The 26,506-nt window shown below is 70.0% G+C and carries 19 protein-coding genes; 11 read left to right on the top strand and 8 right to left on the bottom strand.

Annotation, left to right across the window (positions count from 1 at the left end):
- The first annotated feature begins 35 nt into the window (after nt 1-35).
- From M0G41_RS08125 to msrA, 10 genes are all read left to right on the top strand, one after another.
- Nucleotides 36-953 carry an MlaD family protein gene (locus tag M0G41_RS08125; protein ID WP_248207547.1) on the top strand — a complete coding sequence of 306 codons (918 nt, stop codon included), beginning with the start codon at nt 36-38 and terminating at the stop codon, nt 951-953.
- The gene (locus M0G41_RS08120) at nt 950-1,558 is read left to right on the top strand and encodes an ABC-type transport auxiliary lipoprotein family protein (RefSeq protein WP_248207533.1); all 609 of its coding nucleotides are present in this window, start codon (nt 950-952) and stop codon (nt 1,556-1,558) included. The genes M0G41_RS08125 and M0G41_RS08120 overlap by 4 nt, the downstream gene beginning before the upstream one ends.
- Nucleotides 1,551-1,949 carry a hypothetical protein gene (locus tag M0G41_RS08115; protein ID WP_248207529.1) on the top strand — a complete coding sequence of 133 codons (399 nt, stop codon included), beginning with the start codon at nt 1,551-1,553 and terminating at the stop codon, nt 1,947-1,949. Before M0G41_RS08120 ends, M0G41_RS08115 begins: the two co-directional genes overlap by 8 nt.
- Nucleotides 1,946-2,434: a ribosomal protein S18-alanine N-acetyltransferase gene (gene rimI, locus M0G41_RS08110; RefSeq protein WP_248207527.1), complete on the top strand. Its 489-nt coding sequence runs from the start codon at nt 1,946-1,948 to the stop codon at nt 2,432-2,434. Before M0G41_RS08115 ends, rimI begins: the two co-directional genes overlap by 4 nt.
- Nucleotides 2,435-2,727: 293 nt before the next feature.
- Nucleotides 2,728-4,005 (top strand): hypothetical protein, encoded by a 1,278-nt coding sequence (locus tag M0G41_RS08105; RefSeq protein ID WP_248207510.1) that lies wholly within the window; start codon nt 2,728-2,730, stop codon nt 4,003-4,005.
- A complete protein-coding gene (locus tag M0G41_RS08100; protein WP_248207505.1) occupies nt 4,002-4,670 on the top strand; it encodes a hypothetical protein in 669 nt (222 codons plus the stop codon). The genes M0G41_RS08105 and M0G41_RS08100 overlap by 4 nt, the downstream gene beginning before the upstream one ends.
- Before the next feature lie 137 nt (nt 4,671-4,807).
- The gene (locus M0G41_RS08095; RefSeq protein WP_248207496.1) at nt 4,808-7,606 is read left to right on the top strand and encodes an AAA family ATPase; all 2,799 of its coding nucleotides are present in this window, start codon (nt 4,808-4,810) and stop codon (nt 7,604-7,606) included.
- On the top strand, nt 7,606-8,802 hold the full coding sequence (locus M0G41_RS08090; protein WP_248207494.1) for a toprim domain-containing protein: 1,197 nt from the start codon (nt 7,606-7,608) through the stop codon (nt 8,800-8,802). The genes M0G41_RS08095 and M0G41_RS08090 overlap by 1 nt, the downstream gene beginning before the upstream one ends.
- A 523-nt stretch (nt 8,803-9,325) precedes the next feature.
- Complete coding sequence (gene msrB, locus M0G41_RS08085; protein WP_248207491.1) at nt 9,326-9,832, top strand: peptide-methionine (R)-S-oxide reductase MsrB; 507 nt, start codon at nt 9,326-9,328, stop codon at nt 9,830-9,832.
- A 15-nt stretch (nt 9,833-9,847) separates the two neighbouring features.
- Entirely contained in the window at nt 9,848-10,501 is a 654-nt protein-coding gene (gene msrA / locus M0G41_RS08080) for a peptide-methionine (S)-S-oxide reductase MsrA (protein WP_248207490.1), read from the top strand.
- Between the two features lie 12 nt (nt 10,502-10,513).
- Here msrA and M0G41_RS08075 read toward each other — a convergent pair whose 3' ends face one another.
- From M0G41_RS08075 to M0G41_RS08040, 8 genes are all read right to left on the bottom strand, one after another.
- A complete protein-coding gene (locus M0G41_RS08075) occupies nt 10,514-11,017 on the bottom strand; it encodes a CIA30 family protein (protein ID WP_248207488.1) in 504 nt (167 codons plus the stop codon).
- A 201-nt stretch (nt 11,018-11,218) separates the two neighbouring features.
- Nucleotides 11,219-12,217, bottom strand: a complete 999-nt coding sequence (locus M0G41_RS08070) for a hypothetical protein (RefSeq protein WP_248207487.1) — start codon at nt 12,215-12,217, stop codon at nt 11,219-11,221.
- 157 nt (nt 12,218-12,374) lie between these two features.
- Nucleotides 12,375-13,667: a phospholipase D-like domain-containing protein gene (locus M0G41_RS08065; RefSeq protein ID WP_425511239.1), complete on the bottom strand. Its 1,293-nt coding sequence runs from the start codon at nt 13,665-13,667 to the stop codon at nt 12,375-12,377.
- A 479-nt stretch (nt 13,668-14,146) separates the two neighbouring features.
- A complete protein-coding gene (locus M0G41_RS08060; protein ID WP_248207484.1) occupies nt 14,147-16,096 on the bottom strand; it encodes a putative bifunctional diguanylate cyclase/phosphodiesterase in 1,950 nt (649 codons plus the stop codon).
- A gap of 304 nt (nt 16,097-16,400) precedes the next feature.
- The gene (locus M0G41_RS08055) at nt 16,401-17,246 is read right to left on the bottom strand and encodes a TrmH family RNA methyltransferase (protein ID WP_248207483.1); all 846 of its coding nucleotides are present in this window, start codon (nt 17,244-17,246) and stop codon (nt 16,401-16,403) included.
- A gap of 22 nt (nt 17,247-17,268) precedes the next feature.
- Nucleotides 17,269-20,391 (bottom strand): efflux RND transporter permease subunit, encoded by a 3,123-nt coding sequence (locus M0G41_RS08050; protein WP_248207481.1) that lies wholly within the window; start codon nt 20,389-20,391, stop codon nt 17,269-17,271.
- 1 nt (nt 20,392) lies between these two features.
- The gene (locus M0G41_RS08045; protein ID WP_248207480.1) at nt 20,393-21,445 is read right to left on the bottom strand and encodes an efflux RND transporter periplasmic adaptor subunit; all 1,053 of its coding nucleotides are present in this window, start codon (nt 21,443-21,445) and stop codon (nt 20,393-20,395) included.
- A gap of 303 nt (nt 21,446-21,748) precedes the next feature.
- On the bottom strand, nt 21,749-22,759 hold the full coding sequence (locus M0G41_RS08040; protein WP_248207478.1) for a class I fructose-bisphosphate aldolase: 1,011 nt from the start codon (nt 22,757-22,759) through the stop codon (nt 21,749-21,751).
- A gap of 184 nt (nt 22,760-22,943) precedes the next feature.
- Between M0G41_RS08040 and M0G41_RS08035 the strand changes: the two genes are divergently transcribed.
- Nucleotides 22,944-26,486 carry a hypothetical protein gene (locus M0G41_RS08035; RefSeq protein WP_248207476.1) on the top strand — a complete coding sequence of 1,181 codons (3,543 nt, stop codon included), beginning with the start codon at nt 22,944-22,946 and terminating at the stop codon, nt 26,484-26,486.
- Nucleotides 26,487-26,506: the final 20 nt, after the last annotated feature.

Raw genomic sequence — 26,506 nt, 5'->3', positions numbered from 1 at the left:
GATGTCGCCTGCTTCCGGGGCCGCGCAGGGCATCGATGCGACGCGACAACGTCAACTACGTGCTGGTCGGCGCGGCAGTCATCGCGGCACTCGTGCTGCTTTTCTTCACCCTGCTGACCATCACCGGACGCGGCGGCGACACCGTCGACTACCGGGTCGAGTTCCACAACGTCGCCGGGCTGGGCCACGGTGCACCGGTGTTCTACGAGGGCTTCCGGATCGGCCAGGTGAGCGGCATCGAGCCGGGCCGGGTCGACGGGCGCACCCGCTACCGGGTCACGCTGTCCCTCCGTGAGGACTGGAAGATTCCGGCCGACAGCATCGCCCAGCGCCAGGCCAGCGGTCTGCTCGCCGACATGACGGTGGGCATCCGCGAGGGCGCCAGCGCGCAGATGCTCGAGCCCGGGTCGACCATTCCGAGCATCGAATCAGGCGACGTGTTCAGCGCGGTCAACGACCTGGCCACCGAATTGACCGTGCTCTCGCAGGAGCGCCTGCGGCCGCTGGTCGACACCCTGGCCACCCGGGTCGAGTCCATTGCCGGTACCGTGGACGCCAGCGCGCCGGCCCTGCTCGCCGAGGCGCAGCAGCTGCTGGAGCGGCTGAACGTGGCAGCCGACCGCGCCAACCGGATGCTCGACGAACCCAACCAGCAGGCCATCGCCGGACTGCTCGCCGACGTGCGCACGGTCGCCGCCGAACTGAAGACCACGCGGGCCAATGCCGATGCGCTGCTGGACTCGCTGAAGGGTGCGGTGGACGAGAACCGGCCGGCGCTGCAGCAGACCGTGCTCGACCTTGAGCGCACGGTCGGCTCCGTGGCCCAGCGGATCGACGCGATCACCCGCAACCTCGAATCCTCCAGCCGCAACTTCGACGAGTTCAGCCGCGAGATCCGGCGCAGCCCGAACCGGCTGCTGTTCACCCCACCCGCCGACCAGGTGGAAGAATGAATCTGCCACGCACCGCGCTGCTCGCCCTCGTGCTCGGCCTGACCGGCTGCGCCAGCGGCCCGGGCATTCCCGAGACGACCTACTTCCGCCTGCCCCCGGCCGCCGATATCGCGGCCGGTCCGACGCGCTTCGACGCGCCGCTGGTGGTGGACGCCTTCTTCGCCGATGGCGTGCACGCCGACCAGTCCCTGCTATACGGCCTGGACGCCGAGGGCGAGCGGCTGCGCGCCTACCACTACCAGATGTGGGTGGACCCGCCGACCCGCCTGCTGCAGCGGCGCCTGATCCGGGCCCTGGACCAGTCCGAGGTTGCCCCGCTGGTCACCGCCCGGCTGCCGCCCAAGACCCGCCAGTACCGACTGCAGATGCGCATCGAAGCCTTCGAGCGCCTGCCCCGCGGCGAGAACGCCTGGGCGGTGCGCGTTGCACTGCGCGCCCGCCTCGACGGCAGCGACGCCGGTCGCCCGCTGCTGGAGAAGGACTACCGACGCGAGCTGGAGGTCGCCGGCAGCAGCGTTCGCGAGTCGGTCCGCATGCTGGGGGCGGCTGTCGACCAGATCTACGCCGAGCTGGTCGCCGATCTGCGCGCCCTGCCCCATGGCTGAGTCTCCGCTGTCGCCTTCGTTGCGCCTGCGCATGCTGGCGGAAATGGGCTACCAGCCCTTGCGCTGGCGGGGGCGTGCGCTGCCGGGCGCGGCCACGAGGGCGGCCGAGGCGCCTGCCACGCAGGCGTCCGGGCGCACCCCTGCCCCTGCGCGGCATCGCGGTGGTGCCGCCTCCGACCCGCTCTGGCAGGCCCTGCTGCTGGCCGCCGGCGCCGCCCACCTCGATCCGGCCACCCTGGGTTGGGAAGAACGACTCGAGGGTCCGGCCTTCGACTTCGACGGACCGACCCTGCGGATCAATCCGATCGCCCTGCGCCGCCAGCCTCAGGCCAAGCGCGCACTCTGGAAGACCCTGCGCGCGCTGCGCAGGCGCCTGGCGAGCCGGGGATGAACGCGCAGGCGCGCGAGTACTTCGAGGCCGCCGGCCCGCGGCTGCGCGCCATGCAGGAACACGACATCGACCGCGTGCTCGAGATCGAGCGCGAAGCCTACGACTTCCCCTGGACACCGGGCATATTCCGCGACTGCCTGCGCGGTGGCTATGGCTGCTGGGTGGTCGAGCAGGCAGGCGTCGTGATCGGCTATGGCATCCTCAACGTTGCCGCCGGCGAAGCACACATCCTCAACGTCTGCATCAGCCCGCAGGCCCAGGGCGAGGGCCATGGCCGGCACCTGGTGCGCCGCCTGATCGACCTCTCGCGCTGGCAGCGCGCCGAGCGGGTGTTCCTCGAGGTGCGTCCCTCCAACCCGCGGGCGATCGCCCTGTACCACAGTCTCGGATTCAATGAGATCGGCCGCCGGCCCCGCTACTACCCCGCCCACGGCGGCCGCGAAGACGCCATCGTCATGGCCCAGGAGCTGCTCGACGGCGACTAGGCCGGCACCGTGGCCTGCGGCGTCGTCCTGGCAAAGCCCTGCAGGGTGAGCCTTGGCGCACGGATACGGGCGTTCGGGCGGTATGCCCGGTGCGGCCAATCCGCGCCCGGTGAAGGATCGCCTTGCGCCCGGACGGCGCGCTCCTCAGGGCACGGGTCATCACCGCTGTAGGGTCTGCGCGCAGGACAGACGGTCGCGCCCGGCGGCTTGCCCCGGGCCCGGGCATGCCCGACACTCCCGCCCCCCATGTCCGATGCCCTCCCCCCACGCCGCGGCCTGCCGGCGCACTCTTGATGAGCGAATCCGACGACAAGCTGGCCGACTTCCTTGCCCCCGGCATCGGCGCCGAGGACGTGCCGGCGCTGTTTCCGCTGCTTCGCGGGCGCGAGCTGCTGCGCGCCTTCACCGCGCTGTTCCACGGCGGCGAGGCCAATGTCACGGTGCGCCTGCTGGTGCTGCGGACCCTCGGCGCGCGCAGCGAGGCGCCGGACTGGAGCCCGCAGGAGATCCGCGAGCAGCTGGCCTTCATCGACCCGGTCAAGCTCGACACCGTGCTCGGCCGGCTCAAGGAACACGGCCTGCTGGCCTGGGACGGCGAACGCCACCTCTACCGGATCAGCCCGACCGGTCGCAAGGCGCTGGCTGCGCTCAGCACCCTGCTGCAGTTCGAGGCCGATGACGGCGACGGCCTGGGCTATCTCACCGCCCAGCTGGCCGCCGGCCAGGCGATGGGCCGGGTCGGCGCCGAGGAGCTCGGCCACCTGCTCTCGCGCCTTGCCGAGCTCAAGGAGGACTTCGACCGCGCCGTGCTCTCCGGCTCCGAGCATCGCATCCGGCGCGCCGCGGACACCCTCGACTCGGTCTGGACCTGGGTCGAGAAGGGCACCGAGGTGGTCCGCGCGATCACCGATGTCGCCGAGCTGGATCCGGCCACCCATCGCCTGGCCCAGGCGGTCGGCCGCGCGCAGAGCGCCATGCTGCGCCAGGCCGGCATCTTCCAGCGGGCGCTGAACCAGCTCGACCGCGACCGCGTGCATCTTGGCAAGAGCGGCCTGTCCTCCTCGGACCTGGTCGCCTGGCTTCGGGAGCAGCCCATCGACCGGCTCTGCGCCCTGGCCGGGGATCACCACGCGCTGCCGCTGCGCGGCCAGTTCCTGCAGGATGGCATCAGCCTCGACGTCGCCGAGTTCGAACTGCTCGAGCGCGAGCGCGCCGCCAGCGAGGAGGCTCCCCTGCCCGGCGCCAGCGAGGCTCCAGCCACCGACAGCCTGCCGGTCGAGCGCGAGGACCTGGGCCCGCTGCACGGCTGGCGCGACCAGCTGGCCGCGCTCGATCGCCCGGCCGCCCTGCCCGACCTGGTGCCGGCAGATGACTACGCCGAATCCGCCTACCGGCTGTCCCTGCTCGGCCTGATCGGCGACCCCGAATCCGCCGCCCTCGACGGGCCCGCCGCCGAGCTCGCCCGCCTCGCGCTGCAGCTGCAGGTGGAGACCGGCCTGCGCGCGCTCGACCATCCGTCCATCGCCCTGATCAGCGAAGGCCGCATCGAACCCCTGGAACGCTCACGATGATCGAAGACCCGATCGCCGACCTGGTCGCCCGCCTGCTCGCCCAGCGTGTGATCCCACGCGATGACGAGCTCGCGCGCCGAGCCCTGCTCGACGAGCCCTTCCGCGAGGAACTCGACCGGCGACTAGCCGCGGTCGGGCTCACCCTGCGCGAGCATCCCTACGCCGCCCACCTGACCCTCGCCGTGGCCCGGCCGCAGGAGCGCGCGGTGTTCGCCCAGGACAACGCCTGGCTGTCCAACACCCTGCAGCTCGACCGCGACGCCGTCGCCCTGCTGGTGGTGCTCTGGGCACAGATCGTGCTGCCCAAGCGCCAGCGCCAGCGCGAACGACTCGACGCCGAGAGCGCCGCTGCGCAGCAGGAGCAGATGTTCGCCGACAGCCAGCCGATTCCCCTGCAGCACGACGTCGCGCCGGTCATAGCAGAGCGCACCCTGCTGGCCGACTTCGGCGACCGTCTGGGCGGCCGCACCCGGATCAACTTCAACCTCGGAGTGCTCGCCCGGCACGGCTTCATCCAGCGCCGTGGCGGCGAGATCAGCGAGGGACCGCTGCTCGACCTGCTGTTCGACTACGAGCGCACCTCGCGGCGCATCCTCGATGGCGCGCTGTCCGAGCTGCTCGGCAGCCAGCCGCAGCCCGCAACCGAGGGCGGCACCGATGGCTGACCCGTCCGCTGCACCGGTTCCCTGTAGGAGCCAGCTTGCTGGCGACTGCAGCGCATCCATCGCCAGCAAGCTGGCTCCTACACGCGCGACGCCGGGCCAGGCCTCGCGCTGCGTACACGACAAGAAATCCCCACACCATGTTTGAGTTCCGCTCCCTCGAAGTCGTCCACTGGGATTACTGGGAGCGCTTCTCCCTGCCGCTGGATGCCAACATCGTCACCGTGGTCGGGCCGAACGGCTCGGGCAAGACCACCCTGCTGGACGCGCTGCGCACCCTGCTGACCATCGACTGCGCGGGCAATCGCGACTTCAAGTCCTACCTGCGCCACAACGGCAAACCCTATGCCTGGCTGCGGGCCGTGGTCGGCAATCCGCCGGGGCCGACCGGGGCGCGGCCGTTCTTTCCGATCATGGACACCCAGGCCACCCTGGTCTGCCGCATCCAGAAGAAGGGCGGCGAGTGGCAGCGCCAGTACGCGGTGATGGCAGGTGATGTGCCGGTCGAGGAAGTGGAACGGCGTGCGGAGTGGATCGGGCTTCGCGAGTACCGCGTACGCCTGGAGGGCGCCGGGCTGTCGCAGGCCATCCGCCGCGTGCTGACCCTGGAGCAGGGCGCCACCGACAAGCTCTGCCAGCTGCCACCGCGGGCCCTGCTGGACCTGGTGTTCGACGTGTTCGGCGACAAGGCGGTGCTGGACGACTATCAGCGCGCGCGCAGCGAGCAGCAGGAGGCCGAGAAGGAGCTGGCCACCCTCAACCAGCAGCTCAGCCTGCTTGGTCTGTCGCTGCAGGAGGCCGAGCTGCGGGTCCGCTCGCTGCAGGAAGGGCAATCCCTGCAGGCCGAGCGTGCGCGGCTGGTGGCCGAGGTGCAGCCGGCGATGGAGCTGGCCGAGCTGGCGGCGTCGATCCGCGGCGCCCGGCCACAGCTGGTGCAGCGCAAGCGGCAGGGCGCCGAGCTGCTGCGTCGCGCGGCCGATCTGCGCGAGCAGCTGGTCCAGCTCGATGCCAACGAAACGGAGTTCCGCGAGCGCCAGCGCGCCGGCGAGGCTCGCCTGCAAGCGGCGATGGAGGCGATGAACCGGGCCCGCGAGGCACAGGCCGAGAACGCCGTGCTGATGAAGCAGGAGGCACGCCTGGTGGAGATGGCCGCGCAGCAGGGCCAGACCGACCTCGCCCGGCTCGCCGAGCAGGCCCAGGGCTGGCGCGAAGCCATGGCCGCCCTGGCCGCGCAGGAGCACGCCGCGAAGCAGGAACTGGGCGAGCTGAACGCTAGGATCGCCGCCTGGCGCAGCGGCCGCCGCTACACGCCCGAATGGGAGTCGCGCTTCCGCGCCGCGCTGGACGAGGCCGGCATCCGCCACCGCCTGCTCAGCGAGATCGTCGAGGTCAGCGATCCGGCCTGGCAGGCCGCGCTCGAAGCCCTGCTGGCGGGCTACCGCCACGTCCTACTGCTGGAAGATCCGCGCGACCGCGAACACGCCTGGCAGATCGGTGAAACCCTGCGCTACAAGCATTTCGTGGTCGCCGACCGCGCCCCGCGCGGCAACCCGACGTCGGGCTCGATGCTTGAGGTGGTGCGTTTCCTCGCCGAGCCGCCGCAGTGGCTGCTGCAGCAGCTGGACCGGGTGCAGCGCGTCGAGGACGTTGCCGGCGGCGCGCGGCTGGCGCGCGATCAGGACTGGATCACCCCGCAGGGCTATTTCCGCGAGCGTCGTGGCGGCCGCTATCTCGGCGTCGACGACGTCTGGTTCGGCGCTGCCGCACTGGAGCGCCAGCGCGAACGCGGCGAGCAGCGCCGCTCCGAGATCGAGGCCCAGCTGGCCGACTGGGCCGCCGAGCGTCGCGCCCTCGGGCAGAAGATCAGCGATGCCGAGGCCCAGCTGCGCGGCAGCCGCGCGCTGGACGAGCTGGCGGCGCGCGCCGAGGAGTTCGCCCTGGCCCGCGAGCAGCAGCCCACGCTTGAGGCCGCCGTCGCCCGCCAGGCCGAGGCCTTCGCCGAGGCGCAGACCGATCTCGATGCAATCCGCGAGCAGCGCCAGGCCAACTCGCGCCGTCGCGACGACACCGCCCGGCGCATCGAGGACAGCGAGCGCCAGCTGCGCGATCTGGTCGGCAACCTCGGCCAGCAGCGCCAGGAGCAGGTGCAGCGCGCGCTGGTCTGGCGGCGCAAGCGCCGCGGCATCGCCCCTGCCCTGCGCAGCCGCCAGGCGCTGTCCGCCCTGCGCGAGCAATGGGACAGCCCGCAGGCGGTGCGCCGCGAGATCGAGCGCATCGAGCGGCGGCTGGCCGAAGGCCAGTTCGAGACCGATGAATCGGTACTCGCCCTGCGCGACAAGCTGGCCGGCGACCATGCAGCGCAGAAGGCCGACCTCGACCGTCGTGGCCTGCATCTGGAGCGCAGCCGGCGCAGCACCACCGAGGCGCGTGGCGCCTACCTCAACGTGCTGCGGGCGACGCTCAAACAGTATGCGAAGAACCTGCGGCATCTCGCCGAGCTGGCCGGGATCGGCGTCGATCTCGACCTTCCCGACCTCGCCAACGACGATCTCAGCGTCGCCCAGGCCGGCCTCGTGGTGCGCTTCGAGTTCGACCAGAAGGGCTGGATCGGGCTTGACGACGGCGAGGCTTCCGGCGGCCAGCAGGTGATGAAGTCCCTGCTCCTGCTGGTGGCGCTGATGCGCGACGAGACCCGACCGGGCGGCTTCGTCTTCATCGACGAGCCCTTCGCCCATCTCGACATCTTCAACATCGACAAGGTCGGCGCCTTCCTCAAGAGCACCCGCGCGCAGTACATCCTGACCACCCCGGTTACCCACAACGTGAACGTGTTCCAGCCCTCGGAGCTGACCCTGGTGACCAGCAAGCGCCGACCCGGCAGCGCCTGGGCGCAGCCGGTGGCCGTGCTGCGCCGCCGGGCGGACACCGCCGTCGCCTGATGGCCGGCAGCGGCCGCGTGGTGGTCGAAGGCGGGCTCGGTGATCGGGCCAGCCTTCGCGGCACGCGGCGGCGTGTGCTCGACGGCCCCCCACTGCCCGAACAGGTCGCGCACTGGCCGGACGGCTGGCGCCGCCAGCTCCGCGGCTGGCTGCGCAGCGCGGCGCAGTCACGCCGCATCGACGCCCTGTTCCGCGGCCTCGACGCCCCGGCCCTCGCCGAAGGCCGCGAGCTGCTGGAAGCCTTGCTCCAGTCCGGCTGGATCTTCCTCGAGGAGCGCCACGAGCGCGGCGGCGTCTGGTCGCCCCGGCAGTTGACCTGGCGCGACGCCGATGGCCTGCGGCAGGCCCTGGGCCTCGAACGGCTCGACATGCGCGATGCGATGCGCACGGACATTGCAGCACGGCGATTCAGCCAGCCCGAGGCCGAGGCCGCGCACGCCGCCCTGCTCGAGCTGCCCGAAGCCCTGTGGACCCGGCGCATCGACCTGGTCGAGGCGGTCGAACGCTGGGCGGCCGAGGCGCGCCACGGCAGTCATCGCGACTTCGAGCTGCTCGCCCGTGGTGCCACCAAATCACTCAGCGGCCCGGAATGGGAGTGGCTGCGCGAGGTGCTGGATCTGGCCGCGCTCGGCATCAGCGGCCACGCGCCAGGGCTGTGGCTGCGCGGCAGGTTCCGACTGGCCCTGCCGGAAGGAATCCTGGACCTGGGTATCACCTCCGAGCCGCTGGCCCTGACTCCCGCCACGCTCCTCGCCGCCACCGGCATCAGCCCTCGACCACGCGTCTGGCGCGTCGTCGAGAACCGGACGAGCTTCGAGCGCGCAGCGCGCGCGGCCGCCGCCGACACCGCGGTGCTCTGGGTGCCGGGCCGACCGCCGATATGGTGGCGCGACGCGGTCTCGCACCTGCTCGACCTCGCCCCGGCCCCGGCCTTCGTCGCCTGCGACCCCGACCCCGCCGGCATCGCCATCGCCAGCGAGGTCGGCGCGCTGTGGCAGTCGCACGGCGAGGACTGGCAACCGCAGGGCATGGACCCCGACACGCTCGCCGCGCTGCCTGCCCTCCAGCCGCTCAGCGACTGGGATCGCAAACTGCTCGACACCCTCGCCCAGCGCCCCCTGCACGCCACATTGGAGGCCCTGCGCATCGACCTCGCCGAGCGCGGCATGAAGGGTGAGCAGGAAGGCTGGCTCTGAGCTGGGGTTGTGGGGGCAAGGAAGACCTTCCGCAATACCCGAACGTAGGCGCCAGCTTGCTGGCGATCGTCCCTTCCGGGGCGCCTATCGCCAGCAAGCTGGCTCCTACGTGCAGGGGCGTTGCCAGGTCCGGTTTGCGCCGCCAAACAGGCCTTGCCGCAGTCAGATTGTGGGAGCGCCTTGGGCGCGACAGCGGCGCTACGGATACACCTCAGACCGCGGCCAGAGCGGAACTTCGCGGTCGCGCCCAAGGGCACTCCCACAGTCGAACTAAGTTGGGCGTCGGCGAAGACCCATAGGGCGCGCCTTGGGCGCACCGATAAGGGCGTTCGGACGGTACGCCCGGTGCGGCCAGCCGCACCCTATGAATGTCTTCTCCGCGCCCATTGGCGCCTGTCCGCGCTCCCAGCCTGAAGCCCAGCCAAACCCGGGGCCCGTGTAGGCGAACCGTTTACCTGCCCTGCACGCCTCCGTACCGGTACACGGTCCACAGTGGTCGCATGCCGAAAACCGGAGGTTGCCCATGAATCGACGTCGCCTGCTTGCCGCGCTGGGGCTTGCCGTGCCCGCGCTGGCGCTATCGAGACTCGGCGCCAGCGAGGATGCCAAGGAGATCCCTCCGCTGCGCAAGACCGAAGAGGAGTGGCGGGCGCTGCTGTCCGCACCGGCCTATCGGGTGCTCTTCGAGGAAGACACCGAACGTGCCGGGAGCAGTCCGCTGAATGCGGAGAAGCGCCCGGGCACCTACCTGTGCGCAGCCTGTTTCCTGCCCCTGTTCGATGCCGCCGACAAGTACGAGTCGGGCACCGGTTGGCCCAGTTTCACCCGCCCCATTGCCGGGCGGGTCGGGACCAAGGTCGACTACAAGATCCTCTGGCCGCGCACCGAGTACCACTGCATACGCTGCAAGGGCCACCAGGGCCACGTGTTCGACGACGGCCCGCCGCCCACCGGCCAGCGCTGGTGCAACAATGGCCTGGCCTTGCGCTTCGTGCCCGAGGGCGAGTCGATTCCCGCGCTGCGCACCTGATCGGAGGACCGATCCATGAACAGGACATTCCACCGACTGCTGTTTGCTGCGCTGTGCGCGGTCTCCCTTGCCGCGCTGTTCGCCGGAGCCTGGTCGCCCAGCGCCGCGCGCGGCAGCAGCGACGAAGCAGCCGCAAGCCAGGGCGAGGCCAGGGCCATTTTTGCCGGCGGCTGCTTCTGGTGCATGGAACCGCCCTACGACAAGCTCGACGGCGTGCTCTCCACCACATCCGGTTACATAGGCGGGCATGTCGAGAACCCGACCTACGAACAGGTCTCCTCCGGACGCAGCGGGCACATCGAGGCGGTCGAAGTCCGCTACGACCCGACGAAGATCAGCTACGCACGGCTGCTTGAGGTGTTCTGGCGCAATATCGACCCGGTCGCGGTGAACCGCCAGTTCTGCGACGGCGGGCCGCAGTACCGCAGCGCGATCTTTCCGCTCGACGCCGGGCAGCGCACCGCGGCCGAGGCCAGCCTCAAGGCGCTGGCTGAATCGGGTCGCTTCGATGCGCCGATCGCCACTGAAATCCTCGATGCGACACGGTTCTACCCGGCCGAGGACTACCACCAGGACTACTACATCAAGAATCCGGTTCGCTATCGCTACTACCGCTACGCCTGCGGTCGCGACGCGCGACTCGAGGCCCTCTGGGGCAAGGCCGAATAGGGGCGTCCCCGCTCAGGGCCCGCGCCCGATCCAGTCGACCTCAAGGGCGAAAGGCCCCTCGAGCTTGTCCGCGATGAGCAGCCCCAGCCCGTTGATGTCCGAGGCCTCGAGCGCGGGCCCTTCGAGCGCCATGCCACGAAATCGTGGCTGCATTGAGCCAATATCGATGCTCACCTCATGCCAGACGTCCGCCGGCGCATCGAACTCGGCAACATAGGCCACCTCGCGCCCGCGATAGCGGGCGCTGCCATAGGCGCGCAGCTGGTAGCGGCGGCCGTCGCCCCGGACCCTCAGCTGCAGCGCCCCGGACCCGGCCAGGTCGAGGCCAGCGAGGCCGCGGCTGCGGATCGAGGCAAAGCCGCCGTTGTTCTCGAGTGACAGCACCCCGCGGAACTGCAGCAGTCCATCGCGCTCGGCCACGGCGCTCCGCGAGAGGCCGCCCATCACGCCGTCGTTGACCACGGCCCAGTCGAACTCGACCGCGGGCAGCCGTTCGACCGCGCCCGACTCAGCCACGCCGCTGAGTCCGATCACAAGAGCGCAGCAGAGTGCCGGGAGCGCTGGGCCGGTTCCCCGGCGCTTCGTGCTCGATTGCATGCTCGTACACCGGTTCGGACATGCCCCCAGCCTAGGCGCCACGTCGTGAGCGCGCCGTGCTGCCCGAGAGGTGCCCGCCGCTGCCTCCGTTGGCGAATCCTCGAGAGAGTGTCGGCGAGCTCAAGGCCCGCCCGGCGGCGGGCCCTCCTCTGCGGCGGCGGCCGCGCGCCGGGCATGGACGTGGTCGAACAGCGCGTCCAGCTCGGGCTGGCGGGTCCAGGCAGCCTCGAACCAGGCCGGCAAGCGGGCCGTCGAAGGCCGGCGCCACAGGCCCTGCGCGTCGGCGTAGCTGCGGTAGCCGTCGCCTACCAGCTCGCGAAGGGCCGCGGCGGTGGCGTGGAACAGGTAGTGATGCCACAGCCGTCCTTCGGCGACGCCGTGGCGCTCTGCCGCCTGTTGCGAGGCGCGTCCAATCCGGGTCGAGAACGGCTCGGCATGGCCGGCCTCGTGAAAGAGCATCTCGAACCCGGCCATGTCCACGTAGCGTGGATCCTCGCAGGAGAACACGATGAGGTTGCCTACCGCGCCACCGGAGGTCGTGTAGGCGCCGCGCTCGTCGGCATAGGGCGTGAGCGCAACGAGGATGCCGTCCCGCGGCCACTCCGCGCCGTAGCGCGACTCCATCCGCTGCCGCATCTGTACCCCGTACCGGGCAAGCTTCGGTTCGAGTTCCTCGATCCTGCGTCGAGCGCACTGCTCGTGCTCGGGCCACCAGTGCCGGCGGTACACCAGCATCGCTTCGCGCAACGCCGTGAAGAGACCCGCCTCGTCCGACGCCCCGGCCTGGCCTGCCTCACCCGCGGCCACCGCCTGGGTGAAGTTCCGCATGCGCCCATCGAAAAGCAGGTCGCGGCGCGCGGCGCGCGCATACACATCCAGCGCCTTGCGCCAGATCCTCGCCTCCTCGTCATCCAGCTCCGCCGCGGCATCCACCGACCTCGGCGGCAGCCGGTTGCCACGGGCAGGCGGCTCCAGCGCGTGTCTGGCACTGTGGTAAAGGAAGTGATGGAGATTGATCCACGCGTCGGCGGTCAGCAGGAACGACGGCTTTGGCCCCGCAAGCGCCTGCGAACAGAGCAGGCAGAGCAGCGCGGCCCTGAACAGATCGGTCCATCTCATGGCGGGTCTCCTTGCCGGGAACCCGCACCTTATCCTGACCTGTCCACGTCGGCGAATCGGGGAGGAGGCACGAGCCGCCGCAGTGCCCGCCCGACGGGAAGCGCGGAAGACCCGGCTCCGGGGCCGTTCGACGGCCGCTGGGTCGGCTCCGCTTGACCTAAAGCTGCGAGCGGATCGGAATCACCACCTTCTCGACGAACTTCTCGCGCCATGGCCGCTCCCTCCAGCGCTGGAAGTCATAGGCCTCGGTGTGTTCCAGATCCGCCTCGAAGACGCGCAGCATCTCCTGCGCGAACTCGCGGTCGTAGACGTTCATGCTGGCCTCCTCGTTGAGCCGGAAGGAGCGCTCGTCGAAGTTGGTCGATCCGACGGAGACCATGTAGCCGTCGATGACCAGCAGCTTGTTGTGCATCATCGTCGGCTGGTACTCGTATATCTGCGCCCCTGCGGCGAGCAGCTCGCCCCAGTCGGCGCGCGATGCAAGACGCACCACGCCCGCGTCGATCTTCTTCCCGGGAACCATGATCCGCACCCGCACCCCGCGCTCGAGAGCCTCGACCAGGGCGCGACGCATCAGCCGGTCGGGGATGAAATAGGCGGCCTGGAGGTCGATGGTCCGCTCGGCCGCGGCGATCGACATCAGGTACATCAGGTGCATGCTTTCGCTGCCGCCGGAGGGAGAGGCGACGAAGACATGGGCGTGCAGATCACCGGCTTCGGGCTGCGGCGGGAAGTATCCGTCTCCGGCCAGCACCTCCCCGGTGGTCTTGATCCAGTTGTCGTTGAAGGCCGCCTGGAACTGCGAGACCACCGGTCCCTCGACGCGGAAGTGCATGTCGCGCCAGTGATCCTCGTCCTCGGCATTGCCCTGCCACTGGTCGGCGATACCGACGCCACCGGTGAACCCGACCCGACCATCGACCACCAGCAGCTTTCGGTGGGTGCGATAGTTGAGCTTGCCGAGGTGGTACCAGCGAAGCGGCCTGAATCGCTCAACCCGGACGCCCGCGTCGCGCATGCGCTCGATGAGCTCAGGGTCCATCTTCAGGCTGCCGACCCAGTCGACAAGAACATTCACCTCCACCCCGGAACGGGCGCGCTCGGACAGCGCGTCGGCAAACTCCCTGCCGACCTCACCCGACCAGTAGATGTAGGTCTCGAAGGTGATGGTCCTCCTGGCGGACCGGATCGCCTCGAGCATGGAGGGGAAGATCTCGACGCCGTTCTGCAGCGCCTCGACCCGGTTGCCGCCGAGCAGGCTGGGGCCCAGCAGCACGCCCAGCTCGCGACGGAACTGCAGGCTGTCCACCGGGTGACGGTGGGGGATGGTCTGATCAAGAGATTTCTCGGGAGTCACGAAGTTCAACCCCAGGATCACGACAAGGGCCGCGGCGGCGGCGGTCCCGAACAGGGTCCAGAAAAGCGGTTTGCGGTAGCGCTTCCTCGACACAACGTCCCCCTCGGTCAACGGGGACGGGAGGCGCGAGGCGACGGGCCTTGCCGCCTCGGCAGGGGCTCTCCGCCCGGTTCGGGAAGCTCACTGGTGTTCTGCTCAGGCCGAGCGCGGGGCGCCTCCTCGCGTTGCCTCGCCTCATCCTCGAGCGCCGTGCGCTCGTTGTGCAGCATTTCTCCGCTGTCGATCGGATCGGCGCCCCCCGAGGCAGGCGGCTGGCGACTGACGAGCAAGGGTGGGGAGTCCGGGCGCATGGGCATGGCAGGCAGTGGGGATACCCGTCACCCAGCAAGCGACATGCCAATCACGGCGCCTTGATCCAACGGGCTTTGCGCGCGCGCTACAGGAGAGGCCTTCGGGCGATCCGCACGCCGCAGGGCGATTCGCCCGACGCCAGCCTGCTGCCCCGCCCTATCAGTTCAGGCGGATCAGGACCGCGTAAGGCCGGGGCTGGCGCTATCCCCGTCCCGCCTGCGTCAGGCCGTGAGCTGGGGCTCGCGGGCGCTGTCCAGCCAGCCGACGAGGGATTCGAGCGGCATCGGCTTGGCGATGGCGTAGCCCTGCGCCTCATCGCAGTCCATGGCCTGAAGGGCGGTGATCAGGGCGTGGCGCTCGATGCCCTCGGCGACCACACGCAGGCCCAAACGCTGGGCCATGCCGACCAGCCCCTCGACCAGGGCATCGGCGATCCGGTCGCTGCGCAGGCGTTCGATGAAGCTGCGATCGATCTTCAGGACCGAGATCGGGAAGCGAAGCAGGTGGGACAGCCCGGAGAACCCGGCGCCGAAATCGTCGAGGGCGATGGCCACACCGAGGGCACGCAGCTCGCTCAGCCGGCGCTCGGCGGCGAGCGGATCATCGACCAGGGCGGTCTCGGTCAGCTCCAGCTCCAGCGCCGAGGCCGGCAGACCGTGGCGGCACAGGGCCGCCTCGACCCGCGAAGCCAGGGCCTCGTCATGCAGTTCCAGCGGGGAGAGGTTCACCGAAAGCCGGAAGTCCTCGCCCAGCGACGAACGACGCAGGGTCGACAGCGCCTGGCAGGACTGCTCCAGCACCACCGCGCCCAACCGCGGCATGAGGCCGCAGCGCTCCGCCACGGCGATGAAGTCCCCAGGCAGGATCAGGCTGCCATCGGCGCGACGGATGCGCATCAGGGCCTCGGCGCCGCGACACACGCCGTCGACCAGATCCAGCCGCGGCTGCAGGAAGATCTGCACGCGCTGATCCTCCAGCGCCGCACGCAGTTCGAGTTCGGTCGCAAGCTCGGCGCTCGCAGCGTCGCCCATGCGGGCGGTGTAGCGGGACACATCGCCCCGGGTGTGCAGCTTGGCCTGATAGAGCGCGGTGTCGGCAAGACGCAGCAGTTCCCGCGGCTCGCGGGCATCCTCCGGAAACGCGCAAAGCCCTGCGCTGCCGCCGACGAACACGTGGCGCTGCTCGATCTCGAAGGGCTGCGACAGCGCCTGCAACAGCTCGCGACAACGATGCTCGGACGGGCCGGGGGGCAGGGGCAGCAGCAGCAGGAACTCGTCCCCTCCGAAGCGGGCAAGCAACTCCCCCTCCCGCAGCATCGGCCTCAGGCGCTCACTCACCGCGGCGAGCAGGAGATCTCCGGTGGCATGGCCCAGGCTGTCGTTGATGCGCTTGAAACCATCGAGATCGATGAAGGCAAGCGACAGCGGCTCATTCCGTTCCAGGGCGATGCGCAGGTGCTCGAGCGCCGGCACCCGATTGGGCAGACCGGTCAATCCATCGCGCTCGAAGGCCTCGCGCAGCTTGCGCTCGTCGCGGCGGAACTCGGCCACCGAGAACGCCAGCGCAAGCATGATGCTGGCCAGCATCGGAATCAGCAGCGCCATCAGAATCAGTGCCGACTCCGGCGCGCCGCCGGAGGCGTGGGCCCAGAGGCCACTGGCCAGACGCAGCCACAGGACCATGGCGCTCAGCCCGATCGTCACCAGCATGGTCAGGACAGGCGGCGAGAACGGCCGGCCATGGCGCAGCAGGATCAACCAGGAGGCACTGAACAGCAGCGCGTTCGCCCCGGTGGCGACCGCCATGGAGTGCGGCCGCTGCCCGGCGGCCCAGGCGAGGCCAAGCGCAAGCACCACGAAAGCCACACACAGGCCCGCCTGCCAGGGGCCCGGCGGCTTGAGCTTCAGGAAACGACGCACCGCCAGGATCAGCAGTCCCGGATACAGGGCGACGAGCAGGTAGGCCGCGACGTAGGACAGCCCGGACGGCCAGCCCAGGTCGCGCGTGGCGTACAGGGTCCAGCCTACGGCCGAACCCGCCGCCCCCACGGCCAGCAGGCGAAAGTAGCGGGCACGCGGCTTGGTACGGTGCATCAGCCACATGAACGCAGCGACCAGACCATTCAGAGTAATGGTCACGAGCAGCAGGGTGGCGATGTCGGGATACGCCATCTAAGCGGCTCACACGGGACAGGGGGCAACCGCCAACGCTAGCGTCCACAGCGGCCCCGGGTCCAGCGTCGGGGGCCCGTTTCCCGACGCAGATCACGCCCTGCGGGCGAAGTAACCAGCCGGTGACCAGGACGCGCACCGGGTAGCTCGAATGATCATGCAGAGCGCCCGACCCACAGACGGGGTGGATCTAAGCTTCGAGGCGGGCCGCGCTGCCGGCTCGCCAGACGCAGATCAGCGCGGCGCGAGCGCCCACGCCACACGATCGGGCGGCGCTGATGCGCCAGGCCCGCTGCTCAGCGCGTCAGCCGCGTCTCCGGCGCCACTCACCCAGAAATACCGCCGCTGCGCTGGCGATATTGAGGCTCTCGACTGCGCCGCTTCCGGGAATGCCAAGGCGCAGCTCGCAGGCCTCCACGAGCGCGCGGCTCATGCCCTGCTGTTCGGCACCGAAAACCAGGACCATGCGCTCGGGCAGCTCCGCCCTGAACAGGTCGTTTCCGCCCGTGGGCAGGGTGGCGGCGAAGCGGAAACCGGCCTCGCGCAGGCAGTCCATGGCGGCATCGGCATTCACGAGGCGCAGCAGGGGCACCGCCTCGGCGCCCCCCTCGGCGACGCGGCAGGCGGCGCCGCTCAGCGCAAGGCCCGAGCCGGGCGGAACCAGGACCGCGTCGACGCCGAAATGGGCGGAGGAGCGAAGCACGGCGCCGAGGTTGTGCGGATTGCCGACGCCATCCAGCCAGAGCAGCAGGCTGGGTCGCCCACGGACGGACTGGAGCAGCGTTTCCAGGCCGGGCACCGCCGGCGGGCGCATGTCGAAGACCACGCCCTCGTGATGCGAGGAGGCGGCCAGCTTGCGCAGATCCTCCTCGCCGACGACGCGGTAGCCGATGCGCTGGGCCACGCACCAGGCCAGCACCTCGCGCAGGGCGGGAATGCGCGCCTCGGACAGATAGACCTTGCGCAGGTCACGCGGGCGGCGGGCAAAGGCCACCAGGCAGGCATTGAGGCCGTACAGGCGCATCTCGGGATCGCGCACCGGCCGGGAGGACCCGCCCGGGCCCGGATTCGGCGCCGTCCGATCGGCGTCGCCGCGCCCACGCGCCCGACCGCCGCCCTCGCCACGCTGGCGCCCGCCGGTCGACCTCATCGGCGAACTCCGGACCGCCGCATCAGGCGTGGCCACCGACCGGCGTCACGTCCTGCTCCTGCTGATCGAGCTTGCGGGCCAGGGCCTCGGGCGAGCGCGTGTACGGAGCGATCTTCGCGTAGAAGGCTGGCACCACGTAGAGCGACAGCAGGGTCGAGAAGCTGACCCCCGCGATCACCACGATGGCCACGGTGCGCCGCGAGGCCGAACCCGGACCGTCGTCCAGCAGCAGGGGCACGGCGCCGGCCACGGTCGCGATCGAGGTCATCACGATCGGCCGCAGCCGGGTGGTGGCGGACTCGACCACGGCGTCGATGACCTCCCTGCCCTCGTCGCGCAGCTGGTTGGCGAACTCGACGATCAGGATGCCGTTCTTCGCCGCAAGACCGACCAGCATGACGATGCCGATCTGGCTGAACAGGTTGAGCGAGCTGCCGAACAGCCACAGACCAAGCAGGGCGCCGAGCACGGCCAGCGGCACGGTCAGCATGATCACCAGAGGATGGGCGAAGCTCTCGAACTGCGCAGCCAGCACCAGATAGACCACCAGCAGGGCCAGGGCAAAGGTGAACAGGACGGCGCTGCCGGCGTTGCGGTAGTCGCGGGACTCGCCCTTGTAGCCGAGCTGGGCTGTGGGCGGCAGCTCCTCGGCGGCAACCTGTTCGATCCAGGCAAGCGCCTCGCCGAGCGTGTAGCCCGGTGCAAGGCCGGCCGACAGGGTGATCGCACGAAGGCGGTTGTAGCGGTTGAAGCTGCCCGGCTCGGCCAGCTCGCGCAGGCTGACCACGTTGGCCACGGGAATCAGCTGGCCGGTGGTCATCGAGCGCACATAGAGGTTGTTGAGGTCGCTCGGCGTTGCGCGATCCTCGCTGCGCGCCTGCAGGATGACGTCGTACTCCTCGCCGTCGTCGACGAAAGTGGTGACCCGTCGCGCGCCCATCATGGTTTCCAGCGTCCGGCCCAGCTCACTCAGCGAGATGCCGAGGTCGGCGGCGCGGGCGCGGTCGATCTCGACGCGCATCTGCGGCCGGGTCTCCTTGTAGTCGGAGTCGACCGCGAACAGCCGCGGGTTCTGCTCCATGCGCGCCAGCATGCGGTCACGCCACTCGGCCAGCTCCTCGTAGTTGGGCCCGCCGAGCACCACGGAGACCGGCTGCCCGCGAGAGCGGACCAGCCCCGAGCGGACGATCGGCAGCGCGCGCACGCCGGGGATCTCGCCCAGCTCGGCGCGCAGCGTCTCGACGAGATCGGCGGTCGAAACCGTGCGCTCGTCCCAGGGCGACATCAGGACGATGGCCTGGCCGGTGTGCATTTCCTCGCTGGCGCCCCAGCCGCCGGGCACGCGTGAGTTCACCTGCATGATCGGCGCGTTCTCGCCGACATAGGGCGCAATCACCGACTCGACCTTCTGCATCTGGCCGACGGTGTAGTCGAAGCCGGCACCTTCCGGTCCCTGCACCGAGATGAAGAAGGCGCCGCGGTCCTCCGGCGGCGCCAGCTCCTGCGGAATGCGTCCGTAGAGCAGGACGGCCACACCGACCGAGGCCAGCACCAGCAGGAACATCTTGCCGGGATGGCCGACCGACCAGGCCACCTGGCGCCGGTAATAGTCGCCGATTCGCTCGAACAGCTGGTGCAGGCGCGAGCGCTTCTGGTCCGCCGCCAGCGCCGGACGAAGCAGCTTGGAACACATCATCGGGGTGAGGCTCAGGGCAACAAATGCCGAGATCGCCACCGCGCCCGCCAGGGCCACCGACAACTCGCTGAACAGGCGTCCGGAATCCCCTTCCATGAAACCCACCGGCAGGAACACCGAGATCAGCACCGCGGTGGTCGCAATCACGGCGAAGGCCACCTGCCGCGTGCCGCGGGCAGCCGCCACCAGCGGCGGCTCGCCGAGGTCGATCCGGCGCTGGACGTTCTCGAGCACGACGATGGCGTCGTCGACGACCAGGCCAATGCAGAGCACCAGGGCCAAAAGGGTCAGCAGGTTGATGCTGAAGCCGGCAATCCACAGGCCGATGAATGCGGCGATCAGGCAGACGGGCACGGTCACCGCCGGCACCAGGGCCGCGCGCGGGCTGCCGAGGAAGACGAAGATCACCAGCAGAACGAGACCTACCGCCTCGATCAGGGTGAGGTAGACACGATCGACCGCGGCCTCGATGAAGATGGTCGAGTCGAAGGCGACGAAGATCCGCGTGTCCGGCGGCAGGCTCTGCTGCAGCTCGGGCAGGCGCTCGCGCACGGCGCGGGCCACGTCCAGCGCGTTCGAGGTCGAGGTCTTGACCACGCCCATGCCGATGTTCGGTTGCCCGTTGCCGCGGAAATAGGCGCGCCGCTCGGCCGAGGCCAGCTCGACGCGGGCCACCTCGCCGAGCCGCACGAGATGGCCGTTCTCGCCCTTGCCGAGGACCAGGGCGGCGAAGTCCTCGGCGCGCTGGTAGCCGCGCTCGACGCGCAGGGTGAAGTCGCGCTGGGCGCCCTCGAGGCGCCCGGCCGGCAGCTCGACGTTCTCGCGGCGCAGGGCGCTCTCGACATCGTTGACGGTCAGCCCGCGGGCGGCCAGCGCGGTGCGGTCCAGCCAGATGCGCATCGCATAGCGCTGGCCGCCGCCAACGCGCACCTGGGCGACACCGTCGATCGAGGACAGCCGGTCGACCACATAGCGCTCGGCATAGTCCGACAGCTCGATGGTGCTCATGCCAGCCGAATTGAGGTTCAGCCACATCACCACTTCGGCGTTCGACTCGACCTTCTCCACCTCGGGCGGATCGGCCTCCGGCGGGATGCGGTCGCCGATCCGCGAGATGGCATCGCGGACATCATTGGCCGCCGCCTCAATCTCGCGGTTCAGGGAGAACTCGACGGTGACGTCGGAACGGCCATTGGTCGAGCGCGACTCGATGGTCTCGATGCCCTCGATGCCGGCCAGGGCATCCTCGACGATCTGGGTGATCCGCGTCTCGACCACCGCGGCCGAGGCGCCGGGGTAGCGCACCTCGACCGAGACCACCGGCGGATCGATATTGGGCAGCTCGCGGACGGTGAGCTGGCGGAAGGCCATGATGCCGACCACCACCAGCAGGAGGTTCATCACGACCGCCAGAACCGGGCGGCGGATCGACAGGTCGGACAGCCTCATCTCAGCCTCCCGCCACCTGAACCGGCTGTTCCACCACCGGCGTACCGGGTCGGAGCTTCACGATGCCCTCGGTGACCAGCCGGTCGCCCTGCTGCAGGCCCTCGATGATCTCCACCCGGCCGGCCTTGCGCGCACCGGCGCGGACCTCGGTCTGCCTGGCCCGGCCCTCGGCATCGACGGTGAACACCGACTGGCTGGTGCCGACCTGGATCAGGGCGATCTCGGGGATGGCGATCGTTTCGCGCTGCGGCAGCTCCAGCTTGACGGTCAGCAGCATGCCGGGACGTAGCGCGCCGTCCGGATTGGCGATCTCGGCGCGCACGGTGACCGAACGGGTGACCGCGTCGACGCGCGATCCCACCACCTGGACTTCGCCGCTGAACTCACGCTCCGGGAAGGCGGCGCTGCGGGCGCGGATGGTCTGACCCTCGGCGACGCTGGCCATTGCGGTCTCCGGCACCGAGAAGTCGAGCTTGATCGGATCGATGTCATCCAGCGTGGCGATCGCCGTGCCCGGGGTCACCAGGGTGCCCTGGCTGACCAGGCGAAAGCCGAGCACCCCGGCAAAGGGCGCAGCGATCACCCGGTCGGCGAGGCGGGCACGAATCGCCTCCATGCGCGCCCTGGCCGCATCGCGGGTGGCCACGAGCGAATCCAGCGTGCTGCGCGAGAGCGTGCCCTGCTCGACCAGGTCGGCCTGTCGTTCGTACTGCTTCAGGGCCTCGGTGTAGGCGGCCTGGGCCTCTTCCAGTGCGGCGACCTCGGCGCGCCCGGAGAGGTCGACCAGAAGCTGTCCCTCCTCGACGCGCTGGCCATCCTCGAAGTTCACCCGGACCACGGTTTCGGTGACCTTGGCGGTGAGCGTGACCGACTCGTTGGCGCGAGCGGTGCCCAGGGCCTCGAGGGTGTCGATCCAGGGCCCGCGAACGACGCTCTCGGTCACGACCTTGACCGGCGCGGGGCCGCCGCTGCGGGATGGAGACGGCTCTTCACCCGAGCAGGCGACAAGCAGGGCGGCCAGCGCCGCCGCAGGAAAACGCAGTCCGATGTTCACGATGTCTCCTGGATTCGGAAGGCGCCTCCGCTCCTTGCCGGAACCGGAAAGGGAGCGCTGCGCCCGACCATCACAAATGTCAATGTGAAGGATGGCCGGGCTGATGTTCCCGCGGTGTCAATTTCACGCAAGCGTCGACGGGGCGAGCCGAATATACGCCGGACCGGGCAGCGGCCGGTGCGCCACCTCACACGGATCGCCTTGCGCGACCCGGCCGCCGGGACGGGCGGGGCTTCCGCCACGCCCGCCGGAGCGATCAGGCCCGGCCGCGCGGCCGGACCTGGTCGGGGCTGGATCAGCCGATCAGGCGGCCTTGGTCCACTTGCCAAGCGCTGCCAGACCGTTCTCCTTGGCGCGCTGGGCGACGGTGCGCTGGGCGGCTGCGACATTCGCGTTCATGTCCTGCGACCACAGCTTCAGCGCAGCCTGCTGCATGGCGCGGCCATAGCTGAAGGACAGCGGCCACGGGTTCGGGCCCATCTGGTTCATGGCGTTGAGGTGGGCGGTGGCCGCCTCGTCGCTCTGACCGCCCGACAGGAACACGATGCCCGGCAGCGAGGCGGGCACGGTGCTCTTCAGGCAGCGCAGGGTGTACTCGGCCACCTCTTCCACCGAGGCCTGCTCGGAGCAGCCCTTGCCGGAGATGACCATGCTCGCCTTGAGGATGGTGCCTTCGAGCATCACGTTCTGCTCATACAGCGCGCCGAACAGCGAACGCAGGGTGGCCTCGGTGACGTCGTAGCAGACCTCGATGTCGTGGTCGCCATCCATCAGCACCTCGGGCTCGACCATCGGCACGATGCCCTGCTCCTGGCACAGCGCCGCGTAGCGCGCCAGCGCGTGGCAGTTGGCCTCGATGCAGGTGCCGGACGGGGTGTCCTCGCCGATGGTGATGACCGCACGCCACTTGGCGAACTTGGCGCCGATCTTGGCGTACTCCTTCAGCCGGTCGCGCAGGCCGTCGAGGCCCTCGGTGACCAGCTCACCCGGGAAACCGGCGAGGGCCACGGTGCCCTTGTCGACCTTGATGCCCGGAATGACGCCCTGCTTCTCCATCAGCTTGATGAAGGAGGTGCCGTCCTTCTGTGACTGGCGCAGGGTCTCGTCGTAGAGGATGGCGCCGGCGATATGCTCGCCAAGGTTCGGGGTGGAAAGCAGCAGCTCGCGGTAGGCGCGCCGATTCTCCTCGGTGCACTCGATGCCGACGCCGTCGAAGCGCTTCTTGCAGGTCGCGTTCGATTCGTCGATGGCGATGATTCCCTTGCCCGGGGCCACCATGGCCTGGGCGATGTCCTGCAGCTGCTCGATGCTCATCCGTCTCTCCAGAGTGCGTAAAAAGAGTGGCGCCCGGGCCCGCCGGCCCGACGCCAAGGAAAACCCGTCAAGTATACCCGCCGCCGGCGGGACCGGTCTCCGCATCCGCCGCGATCCGGGCGGCGTATGCTGCCCATGCCGCCCGCTTGGCGGCGATGAGGCGCCGCGCGCCCTGGGGGCAATCGTGCGATCTGGTCTTCTCCTTATCCTTGCGCTGGGCGCGGCGCTGCTGGCGGCGGCACCCGGCCACGCCCAGCTCGACGAGTCCGGCAATGCGCCGCTGACCGGCCTTGCTGATTACTCGGTCGGCCGCCGGCAAAGCTGCGCCGTGACCACCGCCGGCGCCGCCTGGTGCTGGGGAGGCAGCCCGGATGGCCAGATCGGCGACGGCGAGTTCGATGACCGCTTCTCCCCGGTGCCGGTGGTCGGGCTGGACAGCGGCGTGCGGGCGATCGCGGCGGGCGACCGCTCAAGCTGCGCGGTCATGGACACCGGCGCGGTGAAGTGCTGGGGCACCAACACGTCGTTCGGGCTGGGCCTGCCCAGCCAGCCAAGCACCTTCCAGTCGCCGACCCCGGTCGACGTGCCCGGGGTTACGAACGTCCGGATGATCCGCGCCGCTTCGGCCGGCCGCGGTACCTGCGTCGTCGACAATGCCGACCAGGTCACCTGCTGGGGCAGCCCGTTCGGCGGCCCCACCGGCATCAACAACCACGAGACACCCGACCGCCTGTCGGGTGTCGACCGCATCGCGGTCGGTGCGTTCGGCGGCTGCGCGCTGCTCGGCAATGGCAGCGTCAAATGCTGGGGCAATGGCAGTTCGGGCGAGCTGGGCTACGACCCTTCCGTCGAGGACTTCCGCGTGGAAGCCCGCACGGTGCCCGGACTGTCCGACTCGACGGTCACCCACATCGCCGCCGGCTGGTTCCATCGCTGCGCGGCGCTCTCCAGCGGCAAGGTCCGCTGCTGGGGGCAGAACTTCAACGGTGAACTGGGCCGGGGCAGCAGTAGCGAGCTTGAGTTCACTCCGGATGATGTGGTCGGACTGCCGACCAGCGGTACCGCCCGCGGCCTGGTCGCCGGCATCAATGGCAGCTGCGCGGAGTGGGATGACGGACGGGTGTTCTGCTGGGGCGCCAACAGCCTTGGCGAGTTCGCCACAAGCGATACCGAATCCTCCCTGCAGGCACGGCAATCCTTGCTGGGGCGCGCCGACTTCCGAGGCTTGCAGCTGTCGATGCAGCATATGTGCGCGCTGGATGCGGAAGACGCCCTGCAATGCTGGGGCCGGGCCGACAACGGACAGCTGGGCACCACCGCGACCACGGATGTGCTGCTGCCGCAGCGTATCGGCACCGAACAGGCCATCGAGATGGCGCTCGGCTCACAGAGCTCCTGCTCGCTCGACGGGTCGGGCAGACCGCGGTGCTGGGGCGAGGGCGGGGCACTGGCCAACGGAGGCGTCCTGCAGGCCACTCCGGCCGATGTGGTCGGCGCCGCGGCGGGCCAGGTCCAGCTGGCACAGGCCAGCTTCTCGTCGATCTGCGCGCGGAACGCGCTGGGCGAAGTCCGCTGCTGGGGCAGCATCCTGGGGGGCGAGCGCAGCCCCGGTGATCCGCCCATCGCGTTCGGTGGCCCCGTGGCATCGATCAGCGCAGGCGCTTCGCACTTCTGCGCCCTGCTGCAGGACGGCAGCGTCGAGTGCTTCGGCGACAATGCGATCGACCAGCTGGGCAACAGCTCGGCCGGCACCGAATCCGCTGTTCCGGTCGCGGTGCAGGGCCTGCCTGCGGCGGCGATCGGCGTCGCCAGCGGCAGCCAGCACAGCTGCGCCCTGCTCGCCGACCGCCGGGTGGCATGCTGGGGAGCGAACTTCAGCGCCCAGCTGGGCGTCGACGGAACGTCGCTCAGCCAGAGCCCCGCTCCGCAGATCCAGACCGCCTTCTCGGATGTCGAGCAGGTGGGCGCCGGTGACAGCCACACGTGCGCACGCCGCGCCGACGGCAGCATCTGGTGCTGGGGTGGTGGCAACTTCCGCTTTGCGGCCCTGGGCAATGGCGACTCGGCGGACAACACCCCGACGCCTACCCAGGTCCTGGGCCTGCCCGGAGCGGCCACGGCGCTGACGGTCTCAAGTTTTGGTGGCTGCGCCTTGGTCGCCGGCGAGGGCTGGTGCTGGGGCTGGAACCTGCATGGGCCGGTCGGGGACGGCACCAGCCGAATCCGGCATCGCGCTGCCCGGATCCTCCTGCCCGGCGTGACTCTGGTGCAGATCGCGCAAACCCAGCTGCACACCTGCGCCCGATCCGACAGCAATGCGCTGTACTGCTGGGGGTGGAACATCTCCGGCCAGGTCGGCAATGGCGAGAAGTCCTTCTCCACCGAGCCGGAGCGTGTGCTGATCGATGTGCTCGCCCGCGAAGTCGAGGATGTGTCCGATGCCGGTGGCATGGGCGCTGGCGAAGAAGAATCCGGAGCGGAGGTCAGTGGCAGCGGTGATTTCGTGGTCTACGCCGCCCGTACTCCGGCCACCGGAAAGGCTATGCCGCCCGGTCCGCAGCGCCTGCTGCGGCGCAACCGACTGACCGGGGCGGTCGAGCCGGTCAGCGTCGACGGGGCCGGCGATCCGTTGGGCGGTGACGCCATGGAGCCCTCGGTATCGGCCAATGGCCAGCTGGTGGTCTTCGTCGCGCCGAAGATCAGCGCCAAGTCGGCGAAGCTGCGCGGCGCCTGGCCGAAAGCCGGCGGAGCCAGCGGATTCGGCATCTACATGCGCAACATGCTGACCGGGTCAACCACCGCGGTAGCCAACGCAGCCGCGGCCGGCGCAGGGACCCGCCCGCAGATCTCGGCATCGGGCAACGCCATCGTCTTCGGACGCGAGGCCGAGGCCGCCGAGGGCAATCCGGGCAGCATGAATGTGTTCCGGGTGCTGCTGACCCCGACCATCGGAGGCGAGCTCAGCGTCGGCCCGGCCGACTGCCAGTCCTGCAAGTCGGTGCTGCCGAACGGCCAGACCAGCGCCACGCCGAGCAACGGAACCAGCAGCGATCCCGTGGTCTCGGCGGATGGCAAATGGCTGGCCTTCCAGACCAGCTCCAGCAACTACCTGGCGGGCGGCCAGCCCTGCCCGGCAGCCAGCAGCACCGTGATCATGCGCAACATGCTCACCGGAGCCAGTCGGGCGGCCTCCGCCCCGATCGGTGGCAGCTGCGGCAACGGTGGCGCGACCAAGCCTTCCCTGGACTATGCCGGGCGGAACGTTGTGTTCGTCAGCAGCCAACCGCTGGGCTCGGGCGACAACAATTCGGGCAACGATGTCTACCTGTTCGACGCCGGCGGACAGCTGCGCCAGATCAGCCGGGGTGAGCAGGGCTCTGCCTCGGACGAGGTAGCCAGTCCGCGCATCTCGGGCGACGGACGCACGGTCGTCTTCACCAGCCCAGCGACCAATCTCGACATCCGCGAGCCGGACAACAACGACAGCGGCGACCTTTACGTGGCCGACCTGCGCGGCAACCGGCTGGCGAGGCTGGCCAAGAATCCGTCCGGCCTGCAGGTGAGCGGCGCCAGCCGCACGCCCTCCCTGCCCTACACCGGCCGCTTCATCGCCTTCGACTCGGCCGCCACGGATGTGACCGCCAACTCGAATGCCGCTCAGTCCTCGGTCTATCTGCGCAGCAACGCGCTGGCGGCCGGATTCCTCTTCGAGGCCGGCTTCGAGTAATCCGGGAGGGCGCCGGGCCG

Source organism: Pseudomarimonas salicorniae, from assembly GCF_023156535.1.
Taxonomy (GTDB): domain Bacteria; phylum Pseudomonadota; class Gammaproteobacteria; order Xanthomonadales; family Xanthomonadaceae; genus Pseudomarimonas; species Pseudomarimonas salicorniae.
Note: the sequence above shows the minus strand (reverse complement) of the source record. Positions and strands in the feature narration are given on the sequence as shown.